Below are 17760 nucleotides of genomic sequence, written 5' to 3' on the forward strand. Positions count from 1 at the left end.
TACCTGAATAAAATATAACATTTTTTTAAAACTAACTATCTGGCACTATAGACTTGGTTACGGGATGACGAGTAGATAATTATATATAGTAAGAGGTGAAACTGTCCCAAAATTCAGGTGTATTGCCTATATCAGAAACATGCACATTATCTTCTATATTTTGACTCGTACCAGCAAAATATTCGCAAATATTTTTTGCTAAAGGAGCTATTACCTCTAACGCATAATTAAAACCATATACAACTGTATTATAAAAACTATTACTACTTTTTACAGGTAATGTGTCTTCTATCATCGTAAAAATGTCTATACTTTCTAATAAATCTTCTATCATCATTAGTGGCTCTATACTTGTACTTGTAAAATTTTGTTCTTTATTTTTCATAAAAATTCCTTTAATATAAGTTAATTAATTATTAGTAAAGGCATTATACATAGTTTCAATGTTCATGTCAATATATATTATTAATAAATTAATAACTATTTAATAATCTGCTTTTATGAAATAAAGACCGCAAGCAGGGGCGGTAGGACCGGCAGCTTTTCTATCTGCTGCCTCTAAAACTTGCTGCATTTGTTCAGCTTGCCAAATATTTTTACCGACTAATACTAGGCTACCGACTATATTACGCACCATGTGATGTAAAAAAGAGGGGGCAGAAAAATATAATTTTATTTCCTCATTTTCCTTTATAATATCAAGATTTGTTAAGGTTTTGATGGGAGATTTTGATTGACAAGAGCTAGCTCTAAATGAAGTAAAGTTATGTTTACCTAAAAGATATAAGCTACTTTTTTGCATAGCTGAAATATCTAACGGCACACTAATCCACCAAACACGATCAAAATCAATTACTGATGGGTAGGGTCTATTAAGAATTCTATATACATAATGACGTGCTATTGCGGAAAAACGTGCATGGAAATTATTGTCTACCAATTCACAATTACACACTCCTACTATATATGGTCTTGTAAAATAATTAATGGCTCTGATAATTTTATAAGGTTCAAAATATTTTGAGAGATCAAAGTGTGCTATTTGACATATTGCATGAACTCCAGCATCAGTTCTACCTGATCCGAATAATGTTACTTGCTCACCAGAAAATTTATAGATCGCTTCTTCTAATATCTGCTGTACCGACATTACTCCCGATTGTCTTTGCCAACCCGCAAGATTCGCGCCTAGATATTCAACACTAATTTTATATCGATACATAGTTTTACAATTATCATGCGGTGGTGAGATCTACTCGTTGCATGGCTTCTATGTCATTCCCACAAAGTATTGCCCGCATGGATCAATTTCCCCTCTGTCATCCCGCGGCGGCGTTGCCCGCGTGGATCGAGAGTCGTCATTGCGAGGAGCGAAGCGACGTGGCAATCTCAGGAAATAATGATGAGATTGCTTCGTCAAAACTTACAGTTTTTCCTCGCAATGACGAGAAAATGATCTACGCAACAATGCCTCCCCACGAAAGCGGGAATGACATACAGGACATTTTCCAAGCTATACAACAACCTAGCAACTAGATAACAGTTTAGATTTAAGCCTCTAACAAATCAGAAGGGTTACCATCACCACGTTTTCCACCGCTTCTAAAGCTATTAAGCTTTTTGGATCTGATAGGATGTTGTAACTTTCTTAAGGCTTTTGACTCAATTTGTCTTATACGTTCTCTAGTTACTTTAAATTGCTGCCCTACTTCTTCAAGCGTATGATCAGTATTCATACCTATTCCAAAACGCATTCTAAGCACCCTTTCTTCACGAGGCGTAAGGGTTGCAAGCACTCTAGTTGTAACTTCACGTAAATTTGATTGAATTGCCGCATCAATCGGTGCTACTGCGTTTTTATCTTCAATAAAATCACCTAAATAACTATTATCATCACCATCCCCTACCGGATTTTCAAGGCTAATCGGCTCTTTAGCTATTTTCATAACTTTTCTTACCTTATCAATCGGCATAGAAAGTCTTGCTGCTATTTCTGCTGGAGTTGGTTCATAACCAAGCTCATTAAGCATTTGTCTTGAAGTTCTGATTATCTTATTAATTGTTTCGATCATATGCACAGGAATACGTATAGTTCTTGCTTGATCGGCAATCGCTCTTGTTATTGCTTGTCTAATCCACCAAGTTGCATAAGTAGAAAATTTATAACCACGGCGATATTCAAATTTATCAACCGCTTTCATAAGTCCTATGTTACCTTCTTGAATTAAGTCTAAGAATTGTAAGCCTCTATTAGCATATTTTTTAGCAATAGATATTACTAAGCGTAAATTCGCCTCTATCATATCTTTTTTCGCTTGCAACGTTTGTCGCTCACTTTTTTGGATAGTATTTACTAACTTTTTAAAATCATTAACTAGAAGACCGGTATTAATCTCTATCGCTGATAATTCAGCAATCATCTGATCTATATAATCCGATTCTTTAGTGAGCAATTCTTTCCAACCAGCTTTCTTATTTTTCAGCATTTTTTCTTTCCATGCTGCATTAATTACGGCTCCTATATATTCATCTAAGAAGTTCTGACGAGTTATTCCGTATTTTTCAGCAAGCTTTAAGAAGGCTGTTTCTTTATTTATTAAATCACGATTTATCCCATACATTTCAGATAAAATTTCTTCTGTTCTTTTAGAATTAAAATGTATTTCTGAAACTTCGCTAATTAATAGTTCTAAATTATCATTATATTTTTTACTATTTTGTAATATTTTTGGATCAGCAGACTTTTCAAAAGATTTTTTAGTTTCAATTAATAATTCCTCACAAATAAAAGCGATTTTTTTCATCCGCTCTATAATATTAGGCAATATCTGTGTTTCTACTTTAGACATTGATAAGATATTTTCTTCATGATCGTGATCGTGATCCTGCTCTTCTTCTTCATGATCACTATTATGATCGTCTTCACTTTCCGAATTCTCATCATCATGCATCATATTAGATTCTAGATCTATGAGATCACGCAGTAACATATTATTCTCATTAACTAAATCCGCATACCACTTTCTAAACTTATCCATAGCAATAGGACTTCTACATAATGCAGCGATCAATGTTTTGCGACCTTCTTCAATTCTTTTTGCTATTTCAACTTCGTTTTCACGAGTAAGTAGATCAATCCCTCCCATATCTTTCAGGTAAAGCCTTACCGGATCATCGGTAGTACCTATATTTTCTTCCTCTGTTTCATCTTCAGGTTCATGATCAATATTGGTGGATATTTTAAAACCTTCTTCCATTTCCATGTCATCAATCTTAATTGCGTCATCCTCGTTAGTATCTAAAATATCTACTTCCGCCTCGGAAAATCTAAACATAACTTTATCTATCTCTTCTACAGATGTCCCATCAGGAAGAGCTCTATTTATATCATTATAAGTAACCGAACCTTTTTTAGATTTAGCTTTTTTTAGTAAACTATCTATTTTATTTAGATTATTATTATCTGTATTTGTCATTAAATACCTATGGAATTAAGCTGATTAAGTTATAATAATATTTTATTGTGAAACCGCCATAAATCACGATTTCTACAGTTTGTTATTTGCTATTATCAATAATATGATTAATAAAAGATTCATTTAAGTCTTGTAATTCACTTGCAATCTTTAAGATTTCTTTTTTATAAAACAAAACTTTCTCATAATCATCAATGTTAGTTATAACATATTCTTTTGTAATATGTGCATATTCTTGCTGTAAATTTAATAGATAATATCTTTTGTATAACCATTGCCATAATAAATCTAAGCGAACATTATCTTTATTAAATGCTATATCTAAGAATAAGTTGTCTGCTTCTGATAATAATAAAAAAATATCAAAAAAGCTAGTTTTTTCCACAATTGCGGCAATTTCACCTGCCTCTACAGCATTATCAATAATCTCACTTAAGTACCAATTACGGAATTCTTCAAGTAGTTTATTACTAAAATTTAAATTTAATATAAATTCTTTAATTTCGAATTCTTGTAATATTTGCGGGAATTTTATTAATAAAGCACAAAAAGCATGCTCTAATATTTCAAGCTCTGAATAACCGCTACTAAGAGGCAGCAAGTTTACATTTTTAGCTACAGTCTTTTGCTGTTTTGTAACTAAATTTTGCCATATTTGATCTTTAAAAAACCTATAATAGCTAGCTCTTAAATTACTATCAGATATTTTACTGCAATAATCTTTTAAATTCTTTTCTAAATTAGCTTTATCTTCTGCTGTTTTAAAATTTTTACCAGCATATTCTATTTGCCAAATCATTTCCGATAAGCTTATCCTTGTATCTATAAGCTTTGTAAAAAAATCCGCACCATTTTTATTTACTGCATCATCAGGGTCTAGCCCGCTAAGTAGCCTAATAAAAGAAATTTTCTTTTCACTATTAATAAGCGGCAAAGCTAAATTAATTGTCCTAACGCTTGCCTTTATTCCAGCATTATCTCCATCAAGACATAATATAATTTCATCTCCTGCTCGCCATAATTTGTGCAAATGATTTTCAGTAACACTAGTGCCAAGGCTTGCTACTGCTTCACTAAATCCTGCTTGATGCAGAGAAATAACATCGAAATAACCTTCTACTAAAATCGAGTAATTTTTTTTATAGCTACTGCTTATGGCTTTATGCTCACCATAAAGAGTTTCGCTTTTTTGGAATACTACAGTTTCCGGCGAATTCAAATATTTAGGTAGACCTTGCCCAATTACTCTACCCCCAAAGCCTACTATTTTATTGTAAATATTTCTGATAGGAATAGTTATGCGATTTGAAAATAAGCTATATATTTCGCCATCTTCTCTTTTTCCTATAAGACCTGCTTTTCCAAGTTGCACATTTGTTATATTTTTATCATGAAAAAATTTCTCAAATTTGTTACCTCTAGGTGCAAAACCGATTGAAAATTCCTTTATTGTCTCATTAGTAATATTTCTTTCATTTAGATAGTTTAATATTTCAGGTGTTAATTGTGATTTAAAAAACTTATTGGCAAGTTCAAGAATATTTAAAATCTCGTCTGATTCTTCATAAAACTCTTTTTGCTTCTGGGTTAATTTTGGTATTTCTATACCATAATCGGTAGCTAATTTTATAGCAGAATCGCTATAAGATAAACCGCTAACATTGGAGGTAAATTTTATAACGTCACCTGATGCCTTACAACCAAAACAATAAAAAAATCTTTTACTATCACTAACTGTAAAAGATGGGGTTTTCTCTTGATGGAAAGGGCATAAACCTACATAATTACCGGATTTTCTAGTTAAAACTACCTTTTGACGCACTACATCGGATATGTTAATACGATTTCTTAAAACTTCATAAAATTCCGGTGCAAGCTTCATGTTTTAAATAATATAAGAAAGGATAGCTGTAGAAAAACAATAAGTAAGCGGAATTGATAAATTATCATTAACTTTCAAATCCTTTGAATAAAATTCAATTGCTGTAGTTGCTATAGAACTTATAATAATAATAATAAAACTAGTATTAAATCCTAAGTAAAAATACACTAATATACTTATAAAAATTGCGGATAGCAAGAATGCTGTAGAGCCTGCAAAAGACTTACCATTATTTAAACTATTGCCTATTTTTGTACCAACAAGAGCTGCTAGACAGTCAGAAACAATTAAAATCAGCCAGGAACAAATTGCCAAATTTTTAGGAAAAAGAAGAGCTGTTAAGAAAAAACCAAGCATCATAAAGCTAGAGCCACTTAAGGCAAAAGAGCCATTACTTTCATCTGCTCTCATAATTTTTGTAAAAAACTTAGTTACAAACTCACTAATTTTAATGCTACTATGACGTGATATATCTAAATACAAAGTCGCAGCAGTTACTATAAATAATAGTATAGTAATAGAGGTTCTTGAGATAAGTATATATATTAAAGGTAGTATTATAGCAGATAAATGAAAAGCTTTACGCTTTTTTTCAAAATCAAAATCTTCAATGTTCATGAGGTTAATAATTTATTTTTAGGTATACGAAAGATAATAAAGATGATATAATATCATACTAAAATTACCAATTTTACACAATAACAATATGATGGCAAAATGATGGCAAAATTTCCTATCACTGACCAAGGCTTTGAAAAATTAGAACATGAGCTTAAGCATTTAAAACATGTAGAGCGTAAAAAAGTTAGCGAAGATATAGCAGAAGCACGAGCACATGGCGATTTATCCGAAAATGCTGAATATGAAGCTGCACGTGAAAAACAAGCATTCGTAGAAGCTCGTATTAAACATCTGGAAGATATAACAGCAAGAGCAGAAATTATAAATGTTGCTAAATTGTCAGGTGATAGAATAAAATTTGGTGCTACTGTCGTGTTAATAGATGACGAAACTGAAGAAGAAGTTATGTATCATATCGTTGGTGAATATGAAGCTGATATAACTAAGAAAAGAGTTTCTATTGCATCTCCTATAGCGAAAGCTTTAATTGGCAAATCAGTAGGTGATATTGTGGAAGTTATGACCCCTGGCGGCGTTAAATCCTACGAAGTTGTAACAATAAAATATGAAGAATTAGTATTTTAATTGTTTTAGATATGTCTTATTCTGGATCAGAAATTTGTCTAAGGTTATGCTTACGAAAAAAAGATTACTCTGATCCACCCAACAAATCTCATATCATATCAAAATTAAAATCTTTTTTTAAAGTAGCTATACATCCAAAATTACATTATTTTTCTTGCTATTGCTTTTTGGTTTGAATAGTATAACCTGTGGTTGTTATAACCACAACTAATATACTATAAAAATAAAAAGGAAAATATATATGAAATATAAATGTGGTACTACATGTCCTCCTGTTAATGGTATTCCCTGTATTGTAATATGCCCTCCTTCTTCATATAGCTATGATTTCTCTCTTCCTAAGGATTTTAATATAAAAGCTCCAGCACCAAGCATTAGAAGTTCTAGTAATTGGGCAAGTGCAGGGCATACAACTAATAATTCTAACTATACTCCTTCAATACCAGCCCCGTTTATATCAAGTTTACCTAAATACGCCGTGAGTACTAACGCTTCAGAAAATAACTCTCCAAAAAATACTAGGCTAACTTCAAAACCTCAGTTCCAATCTCTATTGGAAAAAATTAACAATCCTCAACATGGAAGATTAGTACCTGAAAAAGTAATAAATCTCAGTAATAACAATTTGCAAAATGGTGATATACTTTTATTAGTTCAAAAGTTACAATATCAAGCGTTGAATTTAGATTTATTAGATTTTAGTAAAAATCAAATCAGTTTTACAGGGGTAGAAAATATATTATATTCTTTCCATTTTGATGCTCCTAATGGTAGATATATTGTAACTATGAATTTATCTAACAATATTATCGGTGATGATGGTGCAGAGTACATAGCTACCTCCCTTAAATGGGGAAGATATCCTCATTTAAAAGCTCTCGATGTTTCTGGTAATCAGATTACTCCTGCCGGTCATGGATACATTGCTCAGGCTTTAAAGGCTGTGAATCAGACAATAGCAGTTACGCTTGTTAAGTCAAAAGAAGTCTCTAAGGCAATTTTAAAAGAAACTATGAAGGGTATGTTGTATATAGCTAAAAATAATGGAATTACTACGAATGAAATGCTCACCAATGATCAAACTGTAGAGTATTGTAAGAAAGGAGGCATTAATGTCTTGAAAAATATTATATGGGGTGGAATTACATGCAATACTAAATTAGGCAGAGCAGTAGATTTAGCTGAATTAGATATGGGTACCATAATGAAAGATGTTGTAGTACAAATAGCTAATCCTTTGAAAAAGCCTTATGCTTTTGTTTGTACGACAGAAGAAATAATTTTTAGTGTGAGAGATGAGGATTTTGCCAATTGTTTAATTGGCGTTAATAATCTATTAGAGGAATAATGATAAAAATTTTTATTAACAGTATAACTAAAAAAATATTTAATTTTAAAGGTAGATCTAATATAAAAGAATACTTTATTTTTATATTTTTTGAGATAATTATTGTTGGAGCTTTACTATTAGCTGAAAGAAAATATGGGAGAACAGATTTTCTAACTTTAATAGCTGGAATAGTCCTAATTGTATACTTATTTGCAAATACATCTTTGACAGTACGAAGATTACATGATTGTAATTTATCAGGGTTTTGGTTTTTGCTGGGTATTATTTTTTCCCCTCTTATAGGGCTGTTGCTTTTATTTATTAAGGGTACATCTGGCTCAAATCGTTATGGTAAGCCTCCTATGGATTGAAAAATTTGAGACAAAAAAACAGGTAAGTTATGCTTTATGAGTAGAATAATGTCAGTTGTTTAGTTGGTGTTAATAACTTACTTAATGAGTAATATTAATGTTTCATTTATTTATTAGATGTTTTACAAAAAAATACTTTCAATTTAAAGGCAGAGCTAGTAGAAAAGAATATTTATCTTTTTTAATTTTTAATCATTTGGTGGTACTCCTACTAAAGATTTTAATTAAAATTACAGCCTTAAAAATTACAGCAATTTTTTTAGGTGCTTATTTATTAGCTTCTCTTTCCCCTTTCATATTAGTAGCAGTTAGAAGAATGCATGATATTAATTTAAGTGGTTGGTGGGGTTTACTATTAACTATAATCATTATTGTATTGAGACTGATACCTGATAAAAACAATATAGTTTCAATTTTATCTATAATAGTACTTATTATAGTTATATTCATTATATGTAAAAAAGGTACTTCTGGCTCAAATCGTTATGGTAAGCCTCCTATGGATTGAAAAATTTGAGACAAAAAAACAGGTAAGTTATGGTTTATGAGTAGAATAATGTCAGTTGTTTAGTTGGTGTTAATAATTTACTTAATGAGTAATATTAATGTTTCATTTATTTATTAGATGTTTTACAAAAAAATACTTTCAATTTAAAGGCAGAGCTAATAGGAGAGAATATTTATCTTTTTTAATTTTTGATTTTTCTATAGTGTTCTTACTCATGATTTTAATTAAAATTACATTATCAAATATTTTTATTATAGTATTAACTATTTATGGCTTAGTATCTTTCTTTCCTAGCATATCAGTAATAGTTAGAAGGTTACATGATTTCAATATAAGTTGGTGGAGTTATTTTTTCTTTTATTGTGTCAGTATGATTATAATAATTTATCTTATGATACAAGATGGATCTATCCGAAGAGGAGTGGAAATGTCAACAACAACATCTATTTTCTCTTGGTTAATATCGATATTTCAATGGTTAGTGTTATTATGTATTAAGGGTACCTCTGGTTCTAATCATTATGGTAAGCCTCCTATTAATTAAATAGTTCTGTACTTTAAATAGTTATTTGATTAATATTACCTGTTATTAAAGCTTTCTTAAAAATGGAATTCATTACTATACCAACTCCTATAGATTATCAAGATAGCTTAATGTTAATGGAAGATTATGTTAACAAAGTTATTGATGGTGAAGCACCGGAAGCAGTCTATCTAGTTGAGCATTTAGATGTATATACTGCCGGCACTAATTATAAGCAGGAAGAATTATTAAACCATAATAATATTCCTGTTATTTATATTGGTCGTGGCGGTAAGTTTACCTTTCACGGAGCTGGACAGCGTGTTATTTACCCTATCCTTAATTTAGCCTTACCGAATCGTACAAAAGACTTAAAGCTATATGTAAGAATGCTTGAAGAATGGATTATAAATAGTCTAGATATTTTTGGAATAAAAGCATATATTATAAAAAATAAAGTAGGTATTTGGGTAAAAACAAATGATGATATTCCATCAAAAATTGCTGCGATAGGAGTGAGAGTACGGAAATGGGTTACATATCATGGCATAGCCATAAATATTTCAACAGACTTAAGCAAGTTCAACGGAATTATTCCTTGTGGTCTTGAAAATTCTTTAGTAACATCTCTAAATCAACTAGGAGTTTATATTGAAATGACTGAATTTGATAAAATTCTTCAAGCTGAATTTATTAAAATATTCAAATGATACGAAAAATTGCCCTTACAATTTTAACAATATTTGCTATTTGGGCTAGCGGTTTTGTTTATTATTTATATCTGGTAAACTCTTATAAACCAAGTAGTAATACTGCTAATGCAATAATAGTATTCGCTGGCGGAGGACACAAAATTGAAACCGGAATTGCTTTACTAAAAGCTGGATATGCACCTATATTATTTATTACCGGCATTGAAACTTCCGATCAGCTAAAAAATCTACTAAAAGAAAATAACGTTCTAGAACAGCAAGTGATACTTGCTCCAAATAAAATAATGTCGGAAGACGATTATATTAAGAAAGCCTCAGATTTTATTTTAAAGTATAATATTACTTCTGTGCGTTTAGTAGCTTATAATTACGATATACCCTCTATAGTGAACAACCTTACAACAGCTATCTCATCTTCTAATAATAATATTTATATAGCTCCATATCCTGTTATTGCTAAACAACAAAACTATATGACGTTAATTAAACACTACAATAATTATTTATTAAGTTTATAAATCGCTTATCTACTCTTTATTAGATATATACTTATAATAGAAAATCTTATATAATGCTTTCCTATTAGTTACAAGATGGCATTATGTCTGATAAAATAAAGCATGATAAGTTTTTCCAAAAGGCTTTATTCTTGCCTACTACTTTGGCATTGTTGCGTAGTTCGAAAAACGTGTTCGGTGTCATACCGTGGCGGCATTGTTGCATAGATCGGAAAACGCCCTCGGTGTCATGCCGTGGCTCGACCACGGCGTCCAGTAGTTTAAATTAAAAAGGCATTTTAAAACCTGGTGGCAAACTCATACCGCTTAAAGCACCTGACATAGAATTTTGTGAATCTGCATCACATTTCTGTTTTGCATCATTAAAGGCGACTTTAATTAAATCTTCTAACATCTCTTTTTCTTCTGCTTTTAGCAGGGATGCATCTATTGAAACCTTTTCGACTTCACCTTTGCCGGTTGCTATGATCTCTACAAGCCCACCTCCTGCTTTACCAGTATATCTAGTATTTGCCATTTGCTCTTGTGCTTCTTGCATTTTTTTCTGCATTGTTTGAGCTTGTTTTAAAAATTGATTAAAGTTTACCATAATTTTATCCTTTAATTTTTAAGTAGAATATCCATAATTTTTGCATCAGGAAAGTGTTTTTTTATTAAACTAAAACCATCACCTGACTCAATTTTATCTGTTAATTGACTTTTTAGAGTCGTTTGTTGCTGCTCTTTCAATATTATAATTTCGATTTTTTCATTACTAAAAGCAAACAATAAATTTTCTATTTGTTTCTTTATTTTGCTTGTTATCTCAGAACTCACAATTTCTAATTTATTATCATAAAAATTTTTAAGCTCTATGCTATTTAATAAGAAATAATATATTTCTATTTCATTATTTTCATAAAGATACTTAAGAAAATCTACAATTTCAAATTTTTTTTTTATTTCTTCAGTAGATGGCTGTTTTAAATCTCTATTATCACTCGGTGAATCATCCAATGGTAACGAGGCTGAATATATTGATTTTATAATCAACATTTCAGTTTCAATAAGTTGATTATAGGAAATTTTGATTTCCGCTACCCCTTTACTATATATTTGCCATAAAATTGATAAATGCGGGAAACTAATTTTACTCAAAATATTTTTAATTCTATCATTAAATGACTCATATAACGGCATGCTATAGCTAGGCAACATTTTTACTTTACTAAGATAAGCTATAAATTCTGATACTGATTCTATAAATGTTTCAAGATTAACTGAAGAAGAATAAAGCTTATTTATTAGAGAAATACTATTTGCGATATCTCTATTAACTATATACTCACTAAATTCTAGTATAACATTATTGTCGACAAGCCCAAGCATCTGATTAATCGCTTGTCTTGTAATCATACTATCAGATTTAGCGGATAAACTAGCTGCCTGATCTAGAATAGATACCGCATCACGAGCAGAACCATCTGATTTATAAGCTATTACTCTTAAAGCTTCTATATCTGTTTTTAGACTTTCTTCTTTAACTATATACTCAAGTAGCTTAAAAATTTCTTCAAAGCTAAGACGTTTTAAATCATATCTTTGGCATCTTGAAATAATCGTTGCTGGGATTTTCTGCACTTCGGTTGTTGCAAAAATAAATATCACATGTGGAGGCGGCTCCTCTAAAGTCTTAAGAAGTGCATTAAAAGCACCTTTAGAAAGCATATGCACTTCATCAATAATAAATATTTTATACTTTCCTTGCAGCGGCTTATACTCAGCTGACTCTATAATTCTGCGTATATCATCAACGCTAGTTTTACTTGCCGCATCGATTTCAATTATGTCAGAGTGGTTATGGTTGTTGAAACTAACGCAATTTACACATTGCTCACACGTCTTAATATCATTACCTTGAGTAATTAAAGCAGAGCAGTTTACCGCTTTAGCAATAATACGAGCGGATGTAGTTTTACCGACTCCCCTAATACCTGTTAAAAGATACCCACCAGCTAGGCGATTATTCAGGATAGTATAACTTAAGACTTTTACAAGTACCTCTTGCCCATGCAGCTCAGCAAAGCTACTTGGACGATATTTCCTAGCAAAAGGGATATATTGATTATTTGAATTTATATCGGTCACGATTTAAATTTTAGAAATTATCGTCATTGCAAGCGACTGCAAGGAGCGTGGCAATCTCAGGAATTTTATACTCCTGCTTTACGAGATTGCTTCGTCAATTACTTCGTAATTTTCTCGCAATGACGGAAAACTGTTACTAGTAGTGACCCAGCGAATCCTACTCTGGCTGCTTCCTCTCGGACCTGACCAACTAAATAAGCACGATGCCCACTACTAGCATAATTAACATAACCTTTTTAGCTAGAAGAAACAACATATTTTTTTTCTATTTCTGATTTTGTTAACCTATTAGGTGGACCAAATATTTCAGGATTTTTTAACTTAAATAAATCTTCATCAAATTTTTGTACTTTGACTATATTATCAAATTTAATGGTTACTACATTAGTATCCTCAAATATTTTAAGCAACTCAATTTGTTTATTAGCTTTATTTAAAGTAATTTCACTATGTCGTTCTGTTACTTTGTGATAAATATTAATCCTTGAGAACTCTTTTTCATTAACAAATGATTCAACTACAAAATCTTTGTCGAAATTTTCATTATCCTCAAGTAAAAAATTAAATATATTTTCATCCCTAGCAATACGGCTTACTTGCTCCATATCATAATCATACATTGATACAAAATTTTTAGTACCTACTATAATTATAGGGAAAGGAGGGTAATAATTACATCTGAAGTTATAAGGCTTACTGATCAATAATTTTCCTTGAGTTATATTACCTTTAGAATCTTCTTGTGTAAAATCTACTGCAATCGATTTCATCGTACTCAAATATGTTTTTAGCTCTAAAATAGCCGCTTTATCATCTGATCCAAATGCCGCAATCGAATTTGTAAAAATATAAACGATAATTAAAAAAAATATCTTTTTCATTTTCATTGTTTTATATTGTAAATTATGTTTAAAATACCTTAGTTATATACTTAAAACAAATAGTATTTATGAAAATTGTTGCCTTAAGAGAAAAAGTAAAGCACGAAACACGAGTTGCTATAACGCCTGAAGTAGCTAGCCTTTTGGTTAAAAAAGGCTTTGCCGTTACTGTCGAGAAAGATATAGGGGTTTATGCTGGCTTTCTTGATAAAGAATATATAGCAGTAGGTGCTAAAATATCGGCTGTACCACTCGAAATTATTTCTGATGCTGATATTATATTAAAGGTTCAACCATCGCCTGTTAGCGATAAATATAGCGAGCTTGAATTTGCCAAAAAAGGGGCTGTTATTATCGGGCTTCTATCGCCTTATTTGAATCACGAATATATCAAAGCAGCAGCTAAAAAAAATCTTACTAGCTTTGCAATGGAATTAGTACCAAGAATTACCAAAGCTCAAAATATGGATGCTCTATCTTCACAAAGTAACCTAGTAGGATATAGAGCGGTAATTGAAGCGAGCTATCATTATACCAAAGCTTTTCCAATGATGATGACAGCAGCAGGCACTGTTTCACCTTGTAAAACTCTAATACTTGGTATCGGTGTTGCAGGGCTACAAGCAATTGCAACAGCAAAAAGACTTGGTAGCGTCGTTGCAGGATACGATGTAAGATCTGCAACAAAGGAACAAGTAGAGAGTTTAGGGGCTAAATTTGTTTCGCCAAAACTGCAAGAGGATCTACAAGATAAATCAGGTTATGCTGGGGAAAGCTCTGAAAGCTATAAAGTCAAGCAAGAAGAGTTTTTAGCAAAAATCATTAAAAACTATGATATAGTTATTACTACTGCACAAATTCCTGGAAAAAAAGCACCTTTGCTTGTTACAGACAAAATGCTAAAATCAATGAAGCATGGATCGATTATTGTTGATATAGCAACCGCAACGGGTGGAAATGTTGAAGGCTCGGAACTCGATAAAATCATTACTAAACATGGCGTTACTATAATAGGCTTATCAAACCTTGCTGCTAAAATTGCAACTGATAGCTCAAAATTATATTCTAAGAATTTATATAATTTTTTAAATTATGCACTCCAAGACGGCAAACTTAATATGGATGATGAGTTAGTGCAGTCTATGTTGGTTACTAAGGATGGCAAAATTGTGAACGAGAAGTTTGGGTAAATAGGCTTTATCTGTGTCATCCCGTGGCTTGACCACGGGATCCAGCATAAAGCGAGATAAATCGAGCTTTTTTTATTTGTATTTTTTATTATTTTACTGGACCACGTGGGCAATGCCTCCACGGGATGACACAGTAGGCTTAACTCACGACGTTAAACAACATTTTAAGAGAAAAAATATGAATCAATTACCAATAATAGCTAAGCAAGCTAGTGAAATTGCCCAAAATACCCAAGAACTATCAGATAAATTAAAAGATTTAGTGATAGATGGCAGCTTGCAAGTTGCAGCTTCTACTATTGATCCTTTAGTGTTTGCTGTAACAGTTTTTGTACTAGCTTCTTTTGTAGGCTATTATGTAGTATGGAAAGTAACTCCAGCATTACACACTCCACTTATGTCAATCACTAACGCTATTTCAGGTATTATAGTGTTAAGTTCTATGATAGCAGCAAGTAGTAGTGCTTTTGGTTTTTCTGGCTTGCTAGGGATTTTTGCAACGCTGCTTGCATCTATCAATATCTTTGGCGGATTCATAGTCACAAAAAGAATGCTAGAGATGTTTAAAAAGAAATCTTAATTGATTTTTCATTTTGTTTTACGATCAAATAACCCAGTCATAGAGTAAGCTAGTACGCTGAAAATGCAAATATATAAAATAGGGAATAGGGTAAAATTATATTTTTTTATTACCAATAGACATACATAATTAGCAGTACCAGACATTAGCATCGAGCCTATAGTATGCCCAAAACTTATGACACGATAACGCTCTCTAACTGCAAAAGATTTAATAACCACGCTATGAGCAAGAGCATTAAACGGAGCAACTGAAGCAGCTAGCATTAAGCTAGCAAAAAGCCCCAAATTAGTCATTTGATACTCTACCGCTATCGTAAAAATTATACTTGCTATAATGGTAGATATGAGGGCAGTTTTTAATACTATATTAACACGAATACGATCGGCAATAAATCCGGCGATTGGCATAAAAACAGCAAAGCATAATACTACTAATACCGAAAAGGAACTCATTATAACGCCGGTTGCAAGCAGCACAAGCGGTAAATATTGCTTCATGAAAATGATCGCAATTTGATATGTTGTCCCAAAACCTCCTGCTAAAAATATGAGAGGCAAAATATTCTTCCATTGTTTTCTGATCAAAACATTAAATTTTTGAATAGAATTATTATTACCAGCCTTTTTAAATTCAGGGGTTTCATCGAATTTCTGACGATAATAAAGAGTTACAAGCCCTAATGGTACGCTTAATAAAAATGGAATACGCCAACTCCAATCAGGAAAGATATGTGCATTAAAGAAGTTAGTTACCCCAATTCCCGATAATAATCCAATAACTCCTGTACATCTAGTGATAGCTGAAGCGGTAAATTGGTATTTTGGACCTAAATGTTCAATAACGTAAATTGCAGCACCATCATACTCACCTGCAATAAATATGCCTTGCATAAAACGGCATAAAACAAGGATTATCGTACTCCAAACTCCAAGGGTAGAGTAGTCAGGTAATAACCCTATTATTAAGGTAGGGATTATAATGCCAATAATCGTGAAACTAAGAGCTTTTTTTCTGCCATATTTATCACCTATACGCCCAAATATATAAGCTCCAAGAGGCTTTGACAGATATGCAACAGCATATACAGCAAAAACATTTACAAGTTTTGTTAATTGATCCGTAGCAGGGGAGAAGAATTTTTCAGCAATAATTGCAGCAGAAAATCCGTATAGGCTATAGTCGTAATATTCAATGATGGTACCTAAAAAAGCACCAAGCACTTTATTAGCAGATTTTTTTTGTTTCATTTTAGAGGTGTAATGTTATTTTCGGTGTCATCCCATGGCAACTTCACTTCTGTCATCCCGTGATTTATTCACGGGATCTAGTAAAAGAATACGAATATTAAAAGCTCGATTTCTCGCTTTATGCTGGATCCCGTGGTCAAGCCACGGGATGACAAATGACCGCTTTAGTCGTTACTTAAAATCCTTCAAAGACCTTTATGTAAAGGTGGACTTCATATATCTAAACTTAAATGAGTATTAGACAGGGACGATGTCCTAAAGTTAGTGGTAGTCCTAGGCTAATATTAAGCTCACGAACCAAGCAGCCAAACGTTAATATATCACTTTTCCATCTTGCGTGCAAGGTTTTCTAGATAACCTGCTATAGTGGATACGGTTTCTGCAAATTTTTCTTCGTCTTGGGAATTTTTTTGAAGACTATTGGTCTCAATCTTATTAGCAAGATGTGTTATTTCGGATTGAGCATTAAGTAGGGCTATAACAAGCAACAAATCAAATGATGCAGCAGGATTTACTGCTTTGATTTCGCTTATTTTTTCATTTAATTTATTTGCTAAAAATAATAATTTTTCCTCTTCACCACTATTACAATATAATTGAAAGTTTTTATTATTTAATGTTATCGTAACAATTGCCATAATTATTTTTGTAATTTTTTTATTTCTTCAAGTTCATTAACATAAATGTTAATCTGATCTAATATTCTTACATAATCATTTCTTAGTTGATTATTTTCATTTTGTAATCTATGGATCTCATATTGATTATTTGCAAGCACATTTAATAGATTATCAAGCCTATACTCTACTTGTTGCATTAAGCTCATTAATATTTCATTATTCATTTTTTAAGCTAACTCTATAAATGGATAAATTATTATAATAATAGATAACATTACAATAGACATAAATATCAACTGCTTCTTATATCTATAATTTACTAAGGCTTTATTTTTATTTCTACTTAATAATTTTTCTTGTTCATTATTTTTTTTAGTTTCTAACTGCTCAGCATTACGATCTATTATGTTAAGGTAATCTAAATATAATTTTAGGTAACCTTTTACATATACTTCCCCTGGTAAAACATCTAATTTCCCTTCTTCTAAAGCTATTAAATATTTTTTTCTAATTTTTAAATCTAGAGATACTTGGTTTAAGGTTTTACCCAAATCTAATCTGGTCTGCTTAAGCATTGATGGCATA

Annotated in this window: 21 protein-coding genes and 1 other RNA gene; 9 read left to right on the forward strand and 13 right to left on the reverse strand. The window is 31.5% G+C overall.

Going from position 1 to position 17760, the window contains the following annotated elements; translation table 11 throughout:
* Positions 1-79 precede the first annotated feature (79 nt).
* From AAHF54_RS07105 to AAHF54_RS07125, 5 genes are all read right to left on the reverse strand, one after another.
* Positions 80-385 carry a hypothetical protein gene (locus AAHF54_RS07105; protein ID WP_341788550.1) on the reverse strand — a complete coding sequence of 102 codons (306 nt, stop codon included), beginning with the start codon at positions 383-385 and terminating at the stop codon, positions 80-82.
* A 99-nt stretch (positions 386-484) separates the two neighbouring features.
* Positions 485-1222, reverse strand: a complete 738-nt coding sequence (truA, locus tag AAHF54_RS07110; protein ID WP_342169995.1) for a tRNA pseudouridine(38-40) synthase TruA — start codon at positions 1220-1222, stop codon at positions 485-487.
* Between the two features lie 328 nt (positions 1223-1550).
* Positions 1551-3476, reverse strand: coding sequence for an RNA polymerase sigma factor RpoD (gene rpoD / locus AAHF54_RS07115; protein WP_342169996.1), 1926 nt, complete (start codon positions 3474-3476; stop codon positions 1551-1553).
* Positions 3477-3558: 82 nt separating this feature from the next.
* Positions 3559-5358 (reverse strand): DNA primase, encoded by a 1800-nt coding sequence (gene dnaG / locus AAHF54_RS07120; RefSeq protein WP_341794645.1) that lies wholly within the window; start codon positions 5356-5358, stop codon positions 3559-3561.
* Between the two features lie 3 nt (positions 5359-5361).
* A complete protein-coding gene (locus tag AAHF54_RS07125; RefSeq protein ID WP_341788554.1) occupies positions 5362-5976 on the reverse strand; it encodes a diacylglycerol/polyprenol kinase family protein in 615 nt (204 codons plus the stop codon).
* Positions 5977-6075: 99 nt separating this feature from the next.
* Between AAHF54_RS07125 and greA the strand changes: the two genes are divergently transcribed.
* The 7 genes from greA (at position 6076) to AAHF54_RS07160 (ending at position 10527) form a co-directional block, all read left to right on the forward strand.
* Complete coding sequence (greA, locus tag AAHF54_RS07130; RefSeq protein ID WP_341788555.1) at positions 6076-6564, forward strand: transcription elongation factor GreA; 489 nt, start codon at positions 6076-6078, stop codon at positions 6562-6564.
* A 241-nt stretch (positions 6565-6805) separates the two neighbouring features.
* A complete protein-coding gene (locus AAHF54_RS07135; protein WP_341788556.1) occupies positions 6806-7912 on the forward strand; it encodes a hypothetical protein in 1107 nt (368 codons plus the stop codon).
* The gene (locus AAHF54_RS07140; protein WP_341788557.1) at positions 7912-8265 is read left to right on the forward strand and encodes a DUF805 domain-containing protein; all 354 of its coding nucleotides are present in this window, start codon (positions 7912-7914) and stop codon (positions 8263-8265) included. The genes AAHF54_RS07135 and AAHF54_RS07140 overlap by 1 nt, the downstream gene beginning before the upstream one ends.
* 97 nt (positions 8266-8362) lie before the next feature.
* Positions 8363-8773, forward strand: coding sequence for a DUF805 domain-containing protein (locus AAHF54_RS07145; RefSeq protein WP_341788558.1), 411 nt, complete (start codon positions 8363-8365; stop codon positions 8771-8773).
* A 97-nt stretch (positions 8774-8870) separates the two neighbouring features.
* Complete coding sequence (locus AAHF54_RS07150) at positions 8871-9317, forward strand: DUF805 domain-containing protein (RefSeq protein WP_341788559.1); 447 nt, start codon at positions 8871-8873, stop codon at positions 9315-9317.
* 62 nt (positions 9318-9379) lie between these two features.
* Positions 9380-10006 carry a lipoyl(octanoyl) transferase LipB gene (lipB, locus tag AAHF54_RS07155; protein ID WP_341788560.1) on the forward strand — a complete coding sequence of 209 codons (627 nt, stop codon included), beginning with the start codon at positions 9380-9382 and terminating at the stop codon, positions 10004-10006.
* A complete protein-coding gene (locus AAHF54_RS07160; RefSeq protein WP_342169997.1) occupies positions 10003-10527 on the forward strand; it encodes a YdcF family protein in 525 nt (174 codons plus the stop codon). The genes lipB and AAHF54_RS07160 overlap by 4 nt, the downstream gene beginning before the upstream one ends.
* A gap of 265 nt (positions 10528-10792) precedes the next feature.
* Here AAHF54_RS07160 and AAHF54_RS07165 read toward each other — a convergent pair whose 3' ends face one another.
* The 4 genes from AAHF54_RS07165 to AAHF54_RS07180 all read right to left on the reverse strand — a co-directional run bounded on the left by AAHF54_RS07165 (position 10793) and on the right by AAHF54_RS07180 (position 13535).
* Entirely contained in the window at positions 10793-11116 is a 324-nt protein-coding gene (locus AAHF54_RS07165) for a YbaB/EbfC family nucleoid-associated protein (RefSeq protein WP_016948420.1), read from the reverse strand.
* A gap of 11 nt (positions 11117-11127) precedes the next feature.
* A complete protein-coding gene (gene dnaX / locus AAHF54_RS07170) occupies positions 11128-12654 on the reverse strand; it encodes a DNA polymerase III subunit gamma/tau (RefSeq protein WP_341794640.1) in 1527 nt (508 codons plus the stop codon).
* A gap of 128 nt (positions 12655-12782) precedes the next feature.
* Positions 12783-12876: signal recognition particle sRNA small type (gene ffs / locus AAHF54_RS07175), an RNA gene on the reverse strand.
* Positions 12877-12890: 14 nt separating this feature from the next.
* Positions 12891-13535, reverse strand: a complete 645-nt coding sequence (locus tag AAHF54_RS07180) for an outer-membrane lipoprotein carrier protein LolA (protein WP_341795212.1) — start codon at positions 13533-13535, stop codon at positions 12891-12893.
* A gap of 68 nt (positions 13536-13603) precedes the next feature.
* Between AAHF54_RS07180 and AAHF54_RS07185 the strand changes: the two genes are divergently transcribed.
* Together AAHF54_RS07185 and AAHF54_RS07190 are read left to right on the forward strand one after the other, a co-directional pair.
* On the forward strand, positions 13604-14725 hold the full coding sequence (locus tag AAHF54_RS07185) for an NAD(P) transhydrogenase subunit alpha (RefSeq protein ID WP_341788563.1): 1122 nt from the start codon (positions 13604-13606) through the stop codon (positions 14723-14725).
* Between the two features lie 178 nt (positions 14726-14903).
* Positions 14904-15305: an NAD(P) transhydrogenase subunit alpha gene (locus tag AAHF54_RS07190; protein WP_341788564.1), complete on the forward strand. Its 402-nt coding sequence runs from the start codon at positions 14904-14906 to the stop codon at positions 15303-15305.
* Positions 15306-15313: 8 nt separating this feature from the next.
* Here AAHF54_RS07190 and AAHF54_RS07195 read toward each other — a convergent pair whose 3' ends face one another.
* The 4 genes from AAHF54_RS07195 to AAHF54_RS07210 all read right to left on the reverse strand — a co-directional run bounded on the left by AAHF54_RS07195 (position 15314) and on the right by AAHF54_RS07210 (position 17759).
* Positions 15314-16555, reverse strand: a complete 1242-nt coding sequence (locus tag AAHF54_RS07195; protein ID WP_342169998.1) for an MFS transporter — start codon at positions 16553-16555, stop codon at positions 15314-15316.
* 320 nt (positions 16556-16875) lie between these two features.
* A complete protein-coding gene (locus AAHF54_RS07200) occupies positions 16876-17193 on the reverse strand; it encodes a cell division protein ZapA (protein WP_341788566.1) in 318 nt (105 codons plus the stop codon).
* Positions 17194-17195: 2 nt separating this feature from the next.
* A complete protein-coding gene (locus AAHF54_RS07205) occupies positions 17196-17399 on the reverse strand; it encodes a hypothetical protein (RefSeq protein ID WP_012151542.1) in 204 nt (67 codons plus the stop codon).
* Positions 17400-17402: 3 nt separating this feature from the next.
* Entirely contained in the window at positions 17403-17759 is a 357-nt protein-coding gene (locus AAHF54_RS07210) for a helix-turn-helix domain-containing protein (protein WP_342169999.1), read from the reverse strand.
* Position 17760 lies beyond the last annotated feature (1 nt).

It is taken from the genome of Rickettsia endosymbiont of Seladonia tumulorum (assembly GCF_964030815.1).
Classification (GTDB): Bacteria; Pseudomonadota; Alphaproteobacteria; order Rickettsiales; family Rickettsiaceae; genus Rickettsia.

What these genes read in the sequence shown, in the direction of transcription:
- AAHF54_RS07105 (WP_341788550.1), bottom strand. Translation starts at nt 385, where the DNA reads ATGAAAAATAAAGAACAAAATTTTACAAGTACAAGTATAGAGCCACTA.
- truA (WP_342169995.1), bottom strand. Translation starts at nt 1,222, where the DNA reads ATGTATCGATATAAAATTAGTGTTGAATATCTAGGCGCGAATCTTGCG.
- rpoD (WP_342169996.1), bottom strand. Translation starts at nt 3,476, where the DNA reads ATGACAAATACAGATAATAATAATCTAAATAAAATAGATAGTTTACTA.
- dnaG (WP_341794645.1), bottom strand. Translation starts at nt 5,358, where the DNA reads ATGAAGCTTGCACCGGAATTTTATGAAGTTTTAAGAAATCGTATTAAC.
- AAHF54_RS07125 (WP_341788554.1), bottom strand. Translation starts at nt 5,976, where the DNA reads ATGAACATTGAAGATTTTGATTTTGAAAAAAAGCGTAAAGCTTTTCAT.
- greA (WP_341788555.1), top strand. Translation starts at nt 6,076, where the DNA reads ATGATGGCAAAATTTCCTATCACTGACCAAGGCTTTGAAAAATTAGAA.
- AAHF54_RS07135 (WP_341788556.1), top strand. Translation starts at nt 6,806, where the DNA reads ATGAAATATAAATGTGGTACTACATGTCCTCCTGTTAATGGTATTCCC.
- AAHF54_RS07140 (WP_341788557.1), top strand. Translation starts at nt 7,912, where the DNA reads ATGATAAAAATTTTTATTAACAGTATAACTAAAAAAATATTTAATTTT.
- AAHF54_RS07145 (WP_341788558.1), top strand. Translation starts at nt 8,363, where the DNA reads ATGTTTCATTTATTTATTAGATGTTTTACAAAAAAATACTTTCAATTT.
- AAHF54_RS07150 (WP_341788559.1), top strand. Translation starts at nt 8,871, where the DNA reads ATGTTTCATTTATTTATTAGATGTTTTACAAAAAAATACTTTCAATTT.
- lipB (WP_341788560.1), top strand. Translation starts at nt 9,380, where the DNA reads ATGGAATTCATTACTATACCAACTCCTATAGATTATCAAGATAGCTTA.
- AAHF54_RS07160 (WP_342169997.1), top strand. Translation starts at nt 10,003, where the DNA reads ATGATACGAAAAATTGCCCTTACAATTTTAACAATATTTGCTATTTGG.
- AAHF54_RS07165 (WP_016948420.1), bottom strand. Translation starts at nt 11,116, where the DNA reads ATGGTAAACTTTAATCAATTTTTAAAACAAGCTCAAACAATGCAGAAA.
- AAHF54_RS07180 (WP_341795212.1), bottom strand. Translation starts at nt 13,535, where the DNA reads ATGAAAAAGATATTTTTTTTAATTATCGTTTATATTTTTACAAATTCG.
- AAHF54_RS07185 (WP_341788563.1), top strand. Translation starts at nt 13,604, where the DNA reads ATGAAAATTGTTGCCTTAAGAGAAAAAGTAAAGCACGAAACACGAGTT.
- AAHF54_RS07190 (WP_341788564.1), top strand. Translation starts at nt 14,904, where the DNA reads ATGAATCAATTACCAATAATAGCTAAGCAAGCTAGTGAAATTGCCCAA.
- AAHF54_RS07195 (WP_342169998.1), bottom strand. Translation starts at nt 16,555, where the DNA reads ATGAAACAAAAAAAATCTGCTAATAAAGTGCTTGGTGCTTTTTTAGGT.
- AAHF54_RS07200 (WP_341788566.1), bottom strand. Translation starts at nt 17,193, where the DNA reads ATGGCAATTGTTACGATAACATTAAATAATAAAAACTTTCAATTATAT.
- AAHF54_RS07205 (WP_012151542.1), bottom strand. Translation starts at nt 17,399, where the DNA reads ATGAATAATGAAATATTAATGAGCTTAATGCAACAAGTAGAGTATAGG.
- AAHF54_RS07210 (WP_342169999.1), bottom strand. Translation starts at nt 17,759, where the DNA reads ATGCCATCAATGCTTAAGCAGACCAGATTAGATTTGGGTAAAACCTTA.